The 13828-nt window shown below is 73.2% G+C and carries 5 protein-coding genes; 4 read left to right on the forward strand and 1 reads right to left on the reverse strand.

The window, feature by feature from the left end; all coding sequences use genetic code 11:
• The first annotated feature begins 386 nt into the window (after positions 1–386).
• From WMF20_RS38485 to WMF20_RS38500, 4 genes are all read left to right on the forward strand, one after another.
• Positions 387–7964 carry an amino acid adenylation domain-containing protein gene (locus WMF20_RS38485; RefSeq protein ID WP_437606751.1) on the forward strand — a complete coding sequence of 2526 codons (7578 nt, stop codon included), beginning with the start codon at positions 387–389 and terminating at the stop codon, positions 7962–7964.
• 44 nt (positions 7965–8008) lie between these two features.
• The gene (locus WMF20_RS38490) at positions 8009–9982 is read left to right on the forward strand and encodes a carbamoyltransferase family protein (RefSeq protein WP_437606752.1); all 1974 of its coding nucleotides are present in this window, start codon (positions 8009–8011) and stop codon (positions 9980–9982) included.
• A gap of 41 nt (positions 9983–10023) precedes the next feature.
• Positions 10024–11262, forward strand: a complete 1239-nt coding sequence (locus WMF20_RS38495; protein WP_437606753.1) for a cytochrome P450 — start codon at positions 10024–10026, stop codon at positions 11260–11262.
• 148 nt (positions 11263–11410) lie between these two features.
• Positions 11411–12664, forward strand: coding sequence for a hypothetical protein (locus tag WMF20_RS38500; protein ID WP_437606754.1), 1254 nt, complete (start codon positions 11411–11413; stop codon positions 12662–12664).
• 91 nt (positions 12665–12755) lie between these two features.
• On the opposite strand, the gene WMF20_RS38505 is transcribed toward WMF20_RS38500, so the two are convergent.
• The gene (locus WMF20_RS38505) at positions 12756–13580 is read right to left on the reverse strand and encodes a tetratricopeptide repeat protein (RefSeq protein ID WP_437606755.1); all 825 of its coding nucleotides are present in this window, start codon (positions 13578–13580) and stop codon (positions 12756–12758) included.
• Between the last annotated feature and the right edge of the window lie 248 nt (positions 13581–13828).

Consider the following 13828-nt stretch of genomic DNA (forward strand, 5'->3'; position numbering starts at 1 on the left):
TCACTCCGCACATCGAGCGCCCACAATCACGTTAATCAAAACATCTTTGCAGTTCTTCACTCGGCACGTCGAGCGTAGACATTCCTCGAAACCTGGCCTACGACGACGAATCGAACGGAGCATCGAAGTCGATGCTCGAGGCTCGACAGGCGCTCCTCCGCGTGGCATCAAGTTGGCCGCTCGCCGAGCGCAGCGCGCCGTCGCGACGCTCGGCCCAGCGGAGCCGCCAGAGCGGCACTTTCGCGGATTCACTACGATCGCCCCGTGTCCAGCGGGCCGTCGCGCCGCGCCCGCGCGCCGCCGGACGCGGTCTTTTCCTTGTCGGATACGCGCCTCGAGGGGCCTCGCGCGGGATCGCGAGCGCCCTTGAAAGGATCGGTCTGCGCATGACGTCTCACGGCCATGACGCGCGCCCCGTCGCGCGCCGCGAATCGCTGTTGGAACAGCGCGAGATCTCGTCTCTCCCCGGCCTGCTCGCCCGGCGCGCAGACGAGCTCGGCGACTCCCCGGCGTTCACCTACCTGCTCGAAGGCGAGGCGGAGACCGCGACGCTCTCGTTCGACGCGCTGAGGAGGCGCGCGCAGGCGATCGCGGGCTTCCTGCGCCGGCGCTGCCCGCCGAGGAGCCGTGTCCTCCTCCTGTTCCCGCCGGGGCTCGAGTTCATCGAGGCGTTCTTCGGCTGTCTGCTCGCGGACATGATCGCCGTGCCCACGTCGCTGCCGCGGCCGAACCAGGCGGAGTCGCCTTATCACGCCATCGCCGCGGACTGCGCGCCGGCCTGCGCGCTCACCGCCGGCAGCGGCCCGCGCGAGCGGGGCCGCCCGGCGCTCGACGCCGAGCTGCCCGTCCACGCGCTCTCGGAGATCCCCTCGGAGGACGCCGCGCGTCACGGCGACGGCGGGCGGCGAGACCCCGACGAGGTCGCGTACCTCCAGTACACCTCGGGCTCGACCTCCAGCCCCAAGGGGGTGATGGTCAGCCACCGCAACGTCCTCCACAACGCCCGCATCCTCGCGACCGCGCTCGAGTGCGCGCCGGGGGACACCTTCGTCACGTGGCTGCCGCACTTCCACGACATGGGGCTGATCCACGGGGTCATGCTGCCGCTGCTCATGGGTGGGAGGTGCTACGTGATGCCTCCGGCGTCGTTCCTGCTCCGCCCGGCGCGGTGGCCCGAGGCGATCGCGCGGCACCGCGGCCAGCACAGCGCGGCGCCCAACTTCGCCTTCGATCTGTGCGTCGCGGCGACGACGCCGGAGCAGCGCGCGCGGCTCGACCTCTCCGCCTGGAAGACGGTCGTCAACGGGGCCGAGCCCATCCGCGCCGAGAGCATCGCCCGCTTCCTCGCGGCGTTCGCCCCGTGCGGCCTCCGGGCCGACGTCATGAGGCCCGGGTACGGCCTCGCGGAGGCGACCCTGGCCGCGACCGGCGTCCCCCGCCGGCCCGCGCCGCGCGTGCTCCGCGTGAGCGCCGCGGAGCTCGGGCGCGGCCGGGCGCGCCCGTGCCGCCCGGACGATCCGGACGGGCAGGAGCTCGTGAGCTGCGGCCGGCCCTGGCTCGACACGCGCGTCGCGATCGTCGATCCGGAGAGCGGGGCGCCGCTCGGCGAGTCGCGCGTGGGCGAGGTGTGGCTCGCGGGCGACACGGTCGTGCGCGGCTACTGGCAGGACGAGCGGGCCACCCAGGAGTCGTTCCGCGCGCGGCTGCGCGGCGGCGGCGACGTGAACTACCTGCGCACCGGCGACCTCGGGTTCCTGTTCGACGGAGAGCTGTTCGTCACCGGCAGGCTCAAGGACCTCATCATCGTCCGGGGCCGCAACTACTATCCTCAGGACATCGAGCTCGCGGTCTCGTCGGCCCACGAGGCCTTCACCGGAGGCGCCGGCGCCGTGTTCTCCGTGAGCGCGGGCGACGCGGTGAGCCCCCCCGTCGAGGCGCCGGAGTCGCTCGTCGTGTGCCAGGAGCTCCGGCGCGGGCAGCGCGGCGTCGATCTCGAGGAGCTCGCGCGCGCCGCGCGGCGGGCCGTGGCGCAGCGGTTCGGGCTGCCGGTGTACGCGATCGTCCTGCTCGGCCCGCGCCGCCTGCCGAAGACGACGAGCGGCAAGATCCAGCGGCGGGCGTGCAAGGCGGCGTTCCTGCGCGGCGAGCTCGACGCGCTCGGCGTGTTCCACGAAGACCGCGCGCCGGGCGGCGCGCCCGCCGAGGAGCGCGCCGCGGCCCCGGCGCCGCGCGCGGCGCAGGCGCCCGGCCCGGACTGGACCTCGCGGCTCGTCGAGCTCGCGAGCGAGGTCCTCCACGTGGGTCCCGAGCGGCTCCGCTGGGATGTCCCGCTCGTCGATTGCGGCCTGGAGTCGGTGAAGGCGGTCCAGCTCGCGAACCGCATCGCCGCGCTCGGCGGCGCGCCGATCTCGCTCGCGCGGCTGTTCGAGGGCATGACCCTGGGCGAGCTGCGGGAGGCGCTCGCTCGCCCCGCCCCGCCGAGCGGCGACGGCGCCTCGGCCCTCGCCGCGGCGCCCGGCGCCGGCGACCCGCGCGCGCCGTCTCCGCCCGGCGTCGGCGACCCGCACGCGCCGTTTCCTCCGACCGACGTCCAGCGCGCCTACCTGGTCGGGCGGGGCGACACGTTCGACCTCGGCGGGGTCGGCTGTCACGGCTACCTCGAGATCGCGCGGGGCGAGCTCGATCTCGAGCGCTTCGAGCGGGCGTGGCGCCGCCTCGTCGAGCGGCACGACATGCTGCGGGCGGTCTTCACGGCGGACGGCATGCAGCGCGTGCAGGCGTCGGTCCCCCCGTTCCGGGTGAAGGTGTGGGATCTCCGCGGGGAGACGCGCGCCGGGGCCCAGCGGGCGCTCGAGGACACCCGCGCCCGGCTCTCGCACCGCGTGTTCGCGCCAGGGGAGTGGCCGCTCTTCGACGTGGCCGTGTCGCTGTTGCCGGGCGGCGAGCGCCGCATCCACCTCAACATCGATCTCCTGGCGCTCGACGCCCATAGCCTCGGGATCCTCTCGCGCGATCTAGAGCGGCTGTACGCGCAGCCGGAGATCGAGCTCCCCCCGCTGCGGGCGACCTTCCGGGACTGCGTCCTCGCCGCCGAGCGCCACCTCCGGACGCCGGCCGCCGAGCGCTCCCTCGAGCACTGGCGCGATCGCGTCGCCTCGCTCCCGCCCCCGCCCGCGCTGCCGCTCGCGAAGAGCCCTCGGGACATCGGTGCGCCCCGGTTCCGCCGGCGGAGCGGGCGCCTCGCCCGGCCCGACTGGGAGCGGCTGAAGGAGCGCGCGCGGTCGCACGGGCTCACGCCGTCGGCCGCCCTGCTCGCGGCGTTCGCGGAGGTGCTCGGCCGGTGGAGCGCCCGCCGCGACTTCGCGCTCACGGTGACGATGTTCGACCGGCCGCCGCTGCACGAGGACGTCGACCAGATCGTGGGCGATTTCACCACGATAGCGCTCGTCGGCCTCGGCGCCGGCGTGGCCCGGCGGTCCGCCTTCGCCGAGGCGGCCCGCGCCGCGCAGGGGGAGCTCCTGCGCGCGCTCGAGCACCGGCGCGTCGGCGCCCTCCGCGCGCTGCGCGAGCGCGCGGGGCACGGCGTCCCGGTGGTGTTCACGAGCGCGCTCGGCCAGGGCGGGCCGGCGCAGCGGGCGCCCTTCGCGTGGCTCGGGGACGAGGTCTTCTGCGTCAGCCAGACGCCGCAGGTGTGGCTCGATCACCAGGTGGCCGAGGACCTCGGCGACCTCGCGTTCTCCTGGGACGCCGTGGACGCGCTCTTCCCCGAGGGGATGGTCGACGCCATGTTCGAGGCGTATACGGAGCTGCTCGCGCGCCTTTCGCGCGACGGCGAGGCGTGGCAGACCGCGGCGCGGGTCGCGCTGCCGGCCGCGCAGCGCGCGGCGCGCGCCCAGGTGAACCGGACCGAGCGGCCGACGTCGAACCGGCTGCTCCACGACGCCTTCTCCAGGAGCGCCGCGGCGCGGCCCGAGGCCCCCGCGGTCGTCGAGCCGGGCGCGATCGTGACCTACGGCGAGCTCGATCGGAGGAGCAACGCCCTCGGCCGAGCCCTGCGCGAGCGCGGCGCGCGCCCGGGCGCGCTGGTCGCCCTCCTGGCCGAGAAGGGGTGGGAGCAGGCGCTCGGGGCGCTCGGCATCCTGAAGTCCGGGGCCGCGTACCTGCCCCTGGATCCCGCGTGGCCGGAGGCGCGCATCCGCGGGATCCTGGAGCAGGCGGCCGTGCCCCTCGCGCTCGCACAGGCGCGGCTCGCGGGCGCGATCCGCTGGCCCGAGGGCGTCGACGTCGTGGCCCTGGACGCGACCTCCGCCTCGTCCCGGGACGACGCGCCGCTCGACGCCGCGCAGGCGCCCCACGACCTCGCCTACGTGATCTTCACGTCGGGTTCCACGGGCAAGCCCAAGGGGGTCGCGATCGACCACCGGGGCGCGGTCAACACCCTGGACGACGTGAACGAGCGGCTCGGCGTGGGCGCCTCGGACCGCGTCCTGTCGCTCTCCTCGCTGTCGTTCGACCTCTCCGTCTACGACCTGTTCGGCCTCTGGGCGGCGGGCGGCGCGGTCGTCCTGCCCGATCCGGCGCTCGCGCGCGATCCGGCCCACTGGGACGAGATGATGGCGCGGCACCGCGTGACGCTGTGGAACACGGTGCCGGCGCTCATGCAGATGCTCGTCGCGCACCGCGCCCGCCGCGTAACGCCGCGGCCGCCCCTGCGCGCGGCGCTCCTCAGCGGCGACTGGATCCCGGTCGGCCTGCCCGATCAGATCCGCGAGGCGTTCCCGGGCGCGGCGGTGCTGAGCCTCGGGGGCGCGACCGAGGCGTCGATCTGGTCGATCGCCTACCCGATCGGGCGCGTCGACCCGCGCTGGAAGAGCATCCCGTACGGCAAGCCGCTCGCGAACCAGCGCTTTCACGTGCTCGACGAGCGCCTCGATCCGTGCCCCGACTGGGTGCCCGGGCGCCTCCACATCGGCGGCGTCGGGCTCGCGCGCGGGTACTTCCGCGACGAGGCGAGGACGGCGGAGCGCTTCCTCACGCACCCCGAGACCGGCGAGCGGCTCTACTGGACCGGCGATCTGGGCCGCTTCCTGCCCGACGGAAACATCGAGTTCCTCGGGCGCGAGGATCTCCAGGTCAAGGTGCAGGGGTACCGGATCGAGCTCGAGGAGGTCGAGTCGGTGCTCCTCCAGCACCCAGAGGTGACGAGCGCCGCGGTCGCCGTCGGGAGCACGGCGAGCGGCGGCAAGCGGCTCCTCGGCTACGTGGTCCCCGCCGCCGGGCGCGCGATCGACGCGGCCGCGCTGCGGGCGTTCGTGGCGTCGAAGCTGCCCGACTACATGGTGCCGAGCGCGCTGCTCCAGCTGACCTGCCTCCCGCTCACGAGCAACGGCAAGGTCGACCGCGGCGCGCTCGCCGATCCGGCGCGCGTGAGCGGGCTCGCCGTGGAGCGCGCGGCCGGTGACGAGGGCGCCGCGCTCGCCGGCGAGAGCGCGGCGGCCCCGGGCGCCCCGCTGCTGCTCGATCCGGTCGAGAAAATGCGGTTCAAGCTGAGCAAGCCGGCGCTCCGCCGCGATCTCGCCGGCGCAGCGATCCCCCTGGGCCCCGCGGGCCCGTCCGACGAGCGGCTGCGCGCGTTCGCGCGGCGGCGCAGCCATCGCCAGTTCCGCGGCGAGCCGATCCCGCTCGAGCGGCTGGCGAGCCTGCTGTCGCTGCTCTCTCCGGTGGAGCTGCCCGGCTATCCGATCCCGAAGCACCTCTATGCCTCGGCCGGCAGCCTCTATCCGGTGCAGGTCTACCTGCACGTGAAGCCGGGCCGGATCGAGCAGCTCCCCGGGGGCACGTATTACTACCACCCCGAGCGGCGCGCCCTCGTCCCGATCGAGCCCGGCGCGAGCATCGACGGCGCGGCGCACGCCGGCTCGAACCAGCAGGTGTTCGAGAGCTCGGCGTTCGGCGTCTACCTCGTCGCCGACCTCGGCGCGATCGAGCCGGTGTACGGCGATAGGTCGCGGGATTTCTGCCTCCTGGAGGCGGGGATCATCGCGCACCTGCTCGAATCGGCGGCGCCGGACCACGCGCTAGGTCTCTGCCAGGTGGGCGGGCTCGACGCCGCGCGGGTGAGCCCGCCGCTCCGGCTCGACGACCGCCACGAGGTCCTCCACGGCCTCCTCGGCGGGGCGATCGCGCCGGCGGACGCGGAGGTCGACGCGCTCGCCCGCGCGTCGGCCTCGCTGCACGCCATGGTCGCGCTCGCGACGCGCGAGCCGCTGCCCCTCCCGGGCGCGGCGCCCGGCGAGCGGCGCGGCGGGGAGGCCCGCGCCTTGCGCGACCCGGGGGCGCGCCCGCGCGGCGCGGCCGCGCCGGGGCGCCGGCCGCCCTCCTCGGGGGCGGAGCAGCGGATGGCGGCCCTCTGGGCCGAGGTCCTCAAGGTCGAGCGCGTGGGCGTCGACGACAGCTTCTTCGCGCTCGGCGGCGACTCGCTCCTCGGCATCACCCTCGTCGAGCGAGCGCGCGCCGAGGGGTTCCACGTGACGGCGCGGCAGCTGTTCGAGCATCCGACCGTCGCCCGCCTCGTCGCCGCGTGCGCCCCCGCCGTCGCGCCGCCGTCGGACGGCGACCGCGCGCCCGGCGAGCGGCCCCTCGCGCTGCTCCAGCGGTGGTACCTCGAGGAGGCCGAGCGCCGCAGCCGGCCCGCGCGCTGGAACATGAACCTCCTGCTCGAGGTCAGCGCCCCGCTCGATCTCGACCGGCTCCGGCGCGCCGCCCTGCTCCTCGCGAACCACCACGAGGCGCTCCGCGCGCGGTTCGAGCGGACGCCGCGCGGGGTCCGCCAGGTGATCGACGGGCCGTGGGCCGAGGCGCCGTTCGCGGCCGTCGACCTGTCGGACATCCCCGAGGAGCAGCGCCGGGACGCGCTCGAGCGGCGGTGCGACCGCCTGCAGGACGGCTACGCGCTCGAGCGCGGGCGCCTATTCCAGATCGTGTACTTCCGCTGGGACGCGCGGGGGCGCGGCCGGCTCTGGCTCAACGCGCATCACCTCGTCGTCGACGCGGTGTCGATGCTCATTCTCTGCCGGGACCTCCACTCGCTCTACGAGCAGCTCGGCGCGACCTCCGAGCCCGAGCTGCCGCCCCGCGGGACGTCCCTGGGCCGCTGGACGCGCGAGCTCGAGCGGTGGGTGCAGGGCGAGCTCGCGCCGGAGGAGCGCGCGTACTGGCTCGGTCTGCCCTGGGACGAGATCGCCCTGCTCCCGGCGGACCACCCCTCGACGGCCCACCTCTACACGGTCGCGTCGATCCGGGAGCACGCGGCGTCGCTGCCCGAGCGGGAGACCGAGATCCTGCTGCGCGACCTGCCCGGGCGCCTCGGCGTGAGCACCGAGAGCGCGCTCGTCGCCGCGCTCCACGTCAGCGTCGGCCGGTGGACCGGCCGCGCATGGCAGGACATCATGGTGCTGCACTCGGGGCGCGATCTGCTCCCCCACCGCCCGGATCTCGACGTCTCGCGCGAGGTCGGCTGGCTGAGCACCGAGCGATTGCTCGTACTGGAGCGCCCGCGCGCCGAGGAGCCGGCGGCCGCGCTGCTGGAGATCGCCCGGCAGATCGAGCGGATCCCGCGCGGCGGCCACGGCTACAACCTGCTCAGGTACCTCGGCGGCGATCCCGAGCTGAGCGCCGCTCTCGGCCGGCTCCGGAAGCGGCCGGGGATCCTGTTCAACTACATGGGTCAGGTCGAGCCGCCGGGCGCGGGCGCGCTCCTCGGCTTCGCGGAGGAGAGCACGGGGTACGACGAGGCGGAGACGAACCTGCGGTTCAACCTGTTCGAGCTCCACGTCCACCGGAGCGGCGGGCGCCTGATCTTCCGGTGGCGCAGCAGCGCGAACGTGCACGCGCCCGGCACCGTGCGGCGGGTCGCGGACGATTTCCTCGGTTTTCTGCAAGGCGTCGCGAGCGCGTGCCGCTGAGGGCGCGCCTCGCTCTTCAAGGGCTCAGGACGAAAGACAGGCTCATGCGAACACTCGGTTTCAGCGGCGGATACGAGGCGGATCACCAGGGGTTCCCGCGCCCGGCGATGAACAACCTCACCGCGCATGACGGCGCGGCCGTCCTCGTCGAGGACGGCGAGGTCGTCGCGGCCATCGAGCAGGAGCGCCTGAACCGCATCAAGCACTCCAACAAGGTCCCGCTGCACGCCATGCGGTTCTGCCTCGAGAGCCGCGGGCTCAGCCTCAAGGACATCGACTACGTCTGTTACTACGCCAGCGAGGCGTGGTGCGACGCCGAGGTGAAGCGCGCCTTCCCCGCCTTCGGCCCGAAGACGCGCACGGCGCGGGACGTCGTGAGGCAGCTCCTCTTCGCCGCGTTCGGCGCCGATTTCGACGCCGAGCGGATCCAGTTCGTCAAGCACCACGTCGCCCACGCGGCGAGCGCCCTGGCCGGCTCGGGATACGAGGACAGCCTGGTGCTCACGCTGGACGGCTGCGGAGATGGCGAGTCAGGCTCCGTCTCGCTCGGCTCCCGCGGCAAGCTCAAGCTGCTGAGAGAGATCCCCGAGCGGGACTCGCTCGGCCACTTCTACCTGAACACGATCCGGCTCCTCGGCTACGGGGCGTTCGACGAATACAAGGTGATGGGGCTCGCTCCCTACGGCGATCCAAGGCGGTTCCGGGAGCTGTTCAGGACGCTCTACACGCTGCTCCCGGAGGGCGGCTGGACCATCGATCAGGACAGGATCTTCGGGCTCCCCGACGCGCTCCCGGCCCGCGCGCCGTACGAGCCGGTCACGCAGCTGCACAAGGACGTCGCCGCCGCGCTCCAGGAGTCGCTCGAGGAGATCGTCTTTCATGCCCTGCGCCATTACCAGCGCATGACAGGGCAGCAGAGCCTCTGCTACGCGGGCGGCGTCGCCCACAACTGCACACTGAACGGCAAGATCCAGCGCTCGGGCCTGTTCCAGCGGGTGTTCGTCCAGCCGGCCGCGCACGACGCGGGCTGCGCGCTCGGCGCCGCCATGGCCGTGCACATGCAGAGGACGCCGGAGCGCCGTCCCGCGGCGATCCAGCACCTCTACTGGGGCCGGCACATCGGCGAGCGCGACGCCATCCGCGCGGCGCTCGACGGGTGGCGAGATCTCGTGACCGTGGAGGAGCTCGAGGACGCGCCCCGGACCGCCGCCGAGCTGCTCGCGGCCGGCAAGGTCATCGGGTGGGCGCAGGGCCGCTCCGAGTTCGGCCCCCGGGCGCTCGGCAACCGCAGCATCCTCGCGGACGCGCGGCCGGCGGAGAACAAGGACATCATCAACGCCATGGTGAAGAAGCGCGAGGAGTTCCGGCCCTTCGCGCCGTCCGTCATCGAGGAGGCCGCCCGCGACTATTTCGATCTCGGCGGGGCGGAGGCGATGCCGTTCATGATCTTCACGGTGCCAGTCCACGAGTCGAAGCGGCAGCTCCTCGGCGCGATCACCCACGTGGACGGGAGCGCGCGGGTCCAGACCGTGTCGCGGCGGACGAACGAGCGATTCTGGCGGCTCATCCGGGAGTTCGGCGCCATCACGGGCGTCCCCGTGGTGCTCAACACCTCGTTCAACAACAACGCCGAGCCGATCGTCGACTCCGTCGAGGACTGCGTGGCGTGCTTCCTCACGACGCAGCTCAATAGCCTCGTGGTCGGCGACTTCCTCGTCCAGAAGAGGCCCGTGGCGCCGTCGGCCTACGAAGCGCTCGTCCCGGCGCTCCCGGTGTACGTCAAGCTGCTCGCGATGAAGGGCACGGCGCCGGGCGGAGCCTCGGTCGAGCGCGCCCTGGCCACGACCTACAGCGAACGGACATACGCGCTGTCGGACGAGGCGTTCGATGTCCTCTGGCGCGCGGACGGCCGGACGCGGCTCGGCGATCTGCTTTCCGGGGAACCGCGGCGGGAGGCGGTGGTCGCAGAGCTCGTCGAGCTCTGGTCGCAGCGGGTGGTGCGGCTGACGGCCGGCTGAAGGAAGGAGCCCCGGTGCGACAGGAGCAACAGGACCCTGCGATGGCAGAACAGCGCGGCGCCGCCCTCGAGTTCGACCCGTACGTCCCCGGGTTCGACGAGGACCCCTACCCCGTCTTCGCGCGCTTCCGGGAGGAAGCCCCCGTCTTCTACTGGGAGCAAGGGCGCGCGTGGCTCGTCTTCCGGCACGAGGACGTCGTGTCCTTGCTGCGCGATGGCCGATTCACGACCGATCGGGCAGCGTGGGAATTCGCCGCGAGCGACCCGCTCCTCTCCTTGAACAGCAGGTTCGAGCGGCTGAGCAAGCACAGCCTGTTCTCGCTCTCCCGGCACGATCACGTGCGGATGCGCAAGCTGATCGGCCCGGCGTTCACGTCCCGCGAGATCGATCGCCTCGCGCCCGAGATCCAGCGCATCGTCGACGAGACCCTCGCCGCGGCCGGCGGCCGGGATCCCCTCGACGTGGCGCGCGACTACGCCGAGGCCATCCCGATCCGCGGGATCGCCTCGATGTTCAAGATCCCGAGACGACACGACGCGTCATTTCTCCGCTTCACGGACGCGATTCATCGCCTGTCGATGGCGGGGCAGCTCTCGCCGGAAGAAATTGGGAAGCTCGAGGCGGCGCTCGACGTAGGGATCGAGGTGGTGAGCGATACCGTCGAGGAGCGCCGGAGGAGGCCCCTGGACAATGACGTTCTGACGCTGCTGATCCAGGCCGAGGAGCAGGGCGACCGGCTGAGCAAGGACGAGCTGGTCGCCCTGGTCGCCGCGGTGCTGGTGGGCGGCACGGAGACCACGGTTCACCTCATCTGCTTCGCGATGCACAACCTCCTGAGATCGCCCGAGGCGCTGGCCGCGGTCAGGCGCGAGCCCACGCTCGTGAAGAACGTCGTCGAGGAGACGCTCCGGTACGACAACTTCGGCAAGCTGGGAATCCCGCGGTATGCGCTCGAGGACGTCGATCTCCGGGGGGCGCGGATCCGGAAGGGACAGATGGTCATGGCCATGCTGAGCAGCGCGCTGCGCGACGAGGCGGCCTATCCCCGCGCCTCGATGTTCGATCTGCGGCGAGGCGCCGACGCGGGAGTTGCCTTCGGGGGCGGCGCCCACTATTGCATCGGGGCGACGCTGGCTCGCCTCGAGGGGCGGATCGCCATCGAGACGCTCGTCAGCCGTTTCCCCGAGATGGAGCTCGTGGGGCCGGCGGTGTTCGCTCCGCACCCCTCGATCCGGAAGATGACCTCGTTACCCGTCCGCCTCCGCCCCGCCCGTGCATGAGGGCGAACGCGGACACTCCGGCGCCGGCCAGCCGGCGTCGACCGATTTCCCTGGGCGAGCGCGACGCCGCCGCGACCCGGGAACAATGCGCGCGCTCGTTCACCTGCGCGCGCAGGATGTGAGACCACCACACAGCAGGGATCGACTCATGCGCACAAGTACCTCGCTCATCGCTCTCCTCGGCGCCGTCGCGCTCTTCGGCTGTTCCTCCTCGGAAACCGGCCCCGAGAAGGAGACACCGGAGGACCAGATGCTGGAGCCGCCGGCCCAGGGCGCCGGCGTGCAGTATCGGATGACCTCCACGATCGAGCCGGGGCAGGAGATCGAGCGCTGCCAGCTCTTCGTCGCGCCGCCGGAGGGGCTCAACGTCAACCGGGAAGTGGTCCGGTACTCGGGCGGGAGCCACCACGTCCTCCTCTACACAACGCCGTACACCGAGATCCCGACCGAGACGCGCCGTGGCGTTGCCCTCGATGCGAGCCAGGTCCACGACTGCAACGACGGCCCCCAGGCCGACTGGGACGCCAAGGGCGTGGTCGCGGGCTCCCAGTCCCCCGACGGCAACTCCTTCCTCGGCGAGCTCCCGGAGGGCGTGGCGCTCAAGGTCGCCCCGGGCACGGTGCTCCTCATGAACACCCACTACCTGAACGCCTCGAGCGCGCCGCTCGAGACCGACGCGCGCATCAACCTCTACACGATCCCGGACGAGGAGGTGAAGGTCGAGGCGGGCATGCTCTTCCACTACAACCCGTTCATCAGCGTGCCGGCGCACGGGGCGTCCTCGGCGCGGATGCGCTGCACCACCGAGAAGGACATCTCGGTCGTGAGGATCCAGTCGCACATGCACCGCCGCGGCGTCGGCTACGTCGCCAACAAGGTCGATCTCGACGGCGAGATGACGGCGCTGTACGCCCACGACAGGTGGGAGGGGGTCCCGTCGCAGGAGTTCTCGCCGTTCCTCGAGGTCAAGGCGGGAGAGTCCCTGGATTACCGCTGCGACTTCAAGAACACCGAGGATCGCAACATCGCGCAGGGCCTGACCACGAAGGACGAGATGTGCATGCTGATCGGGCCGTATTTCCCGCGGTCCGAGGCCTACGAGAACTGCGCGAGCGAGGAGGGCTACCGCGCCTCGACGTGGTTCGGCACCGGGAAGTCCACGTGCGCCGAGGCGTTCTCGTGCATCAACAGCGCCGGAGACGATGCCGCGTTCTATGGCTGCGTGGTGAACAGCTGCGAGAAGGTCGGGCCTCAGCTCTCGGAGGCGCTCAATTGCCAGATCAACGGGGCCTACGGCGCGTGCGACGAGGATTGCAGTCAGGGCGCCGAGGCGTGCAACACGTGCATCCTCGCGGCGTGCGCCGACGAGATGGAGGCCTGCGAGGCCGCCACGTGCGACTGACCTGAACGGGCGCGGCGCCGCGGGGCGGCTCTCGGCCGCCGCGCGGCGCTGCTCTGTGCCTCGGCGCCGCCCTGCGCCGCGGCGCCGCTCCTCAGAACGTCCCCTGGATCTCGACCCGCCCGAGGCCCACCCCGGCGCGCCAGACCACGCCGCGCCGGGCTTGCGGCGCCGCGCCCGCGGCGTCGGGCGCCGCGTCGCCGCCGGGCCGGACCACGAGCAGCACGACCCCCGCCGCGGCCGAGGCGGCGCCCACGATGAAGCTCACGGTGGACACATGGCCCAGCGTGGTCGCGGCGTCGGCGTCGCCCTTCAGCTCGGCCGGGCAGCGCTTGCCGTCGCAGCGCGACTCGATGTCGGACACCTTCGAGAGCGACACGAGCCCGGTCGCGGCGCCGACGCCGAGGCCCACCGCCCCGAGCCCGAACGCGAGCCCCGCCGGCAGCAGCGAGCCGCGCCCCCCCTCCGCGCCGCCCGGGGCCGGCGCGGCCGGCGCCGGCCCCGGAGCCGCGGGCGCCTCCAGCGCCGCGCGCACGGCCGCGAGCTCGGTCTCCGCGTCCCTCCGCGCGTCGAGGAACGCCGCCGGCGGGTCCTCCGGGAGCGGCTCGGCGAGGACCTGCTCGTACAGGCCGCGCGCATCCTCCAGCTGGCCGAGCTTGCGCTGGCACCGCGCCATGTAGAGCACGAGCGTCGGCGCGTGATAGAGCCCGTCCGCCTCCTTGAAGACCTCGAACGCCTCCTGCCAGCGGTCCGCGCCGTAGAGCTTGAGCCCCTCGTGCGCCTTGGTCCGGGCGAGCTGCTGCGCCTCGGCCGAGGCGCCCTCCGGCGGCTTCGCCGCGAGCGCCGGCGCCGCGGCCAGCAACGTCACCGCGAACGCGCACCGGCGAAGACAGGTCGAGAGCATCGTCGTTCGTTTCATCGGAATTCGTCGGAAGCAGAAGTGAACGCCCCACGGGTTGCCCGCGGCGCGGCCCTGCGCGCCCGCCCACGAAGCTCGCCGGCGCGGCGGACACATTAAGGGGAACCGCGCGCCATCGTCCAGCGATGACACGGACGTCCAGGCCGCGATCCGCGCGGATCCCGGCGCGCCGGTGGCCCGGCCCGGCGAGGTCACCGCGGCGTCGCGGCGCCGTGACGCCGCGGCCAGGACCGGCGCGCCGACCGCGC

The organism is Sorangium sp. So ce834, assembly GCF_051521425.1.
GTDB lineage: Bacteria > Myxococcota_A > Polyangia > Polyangiales > Polyangiaceae > Sorangium > Sorangium cellulosum_D.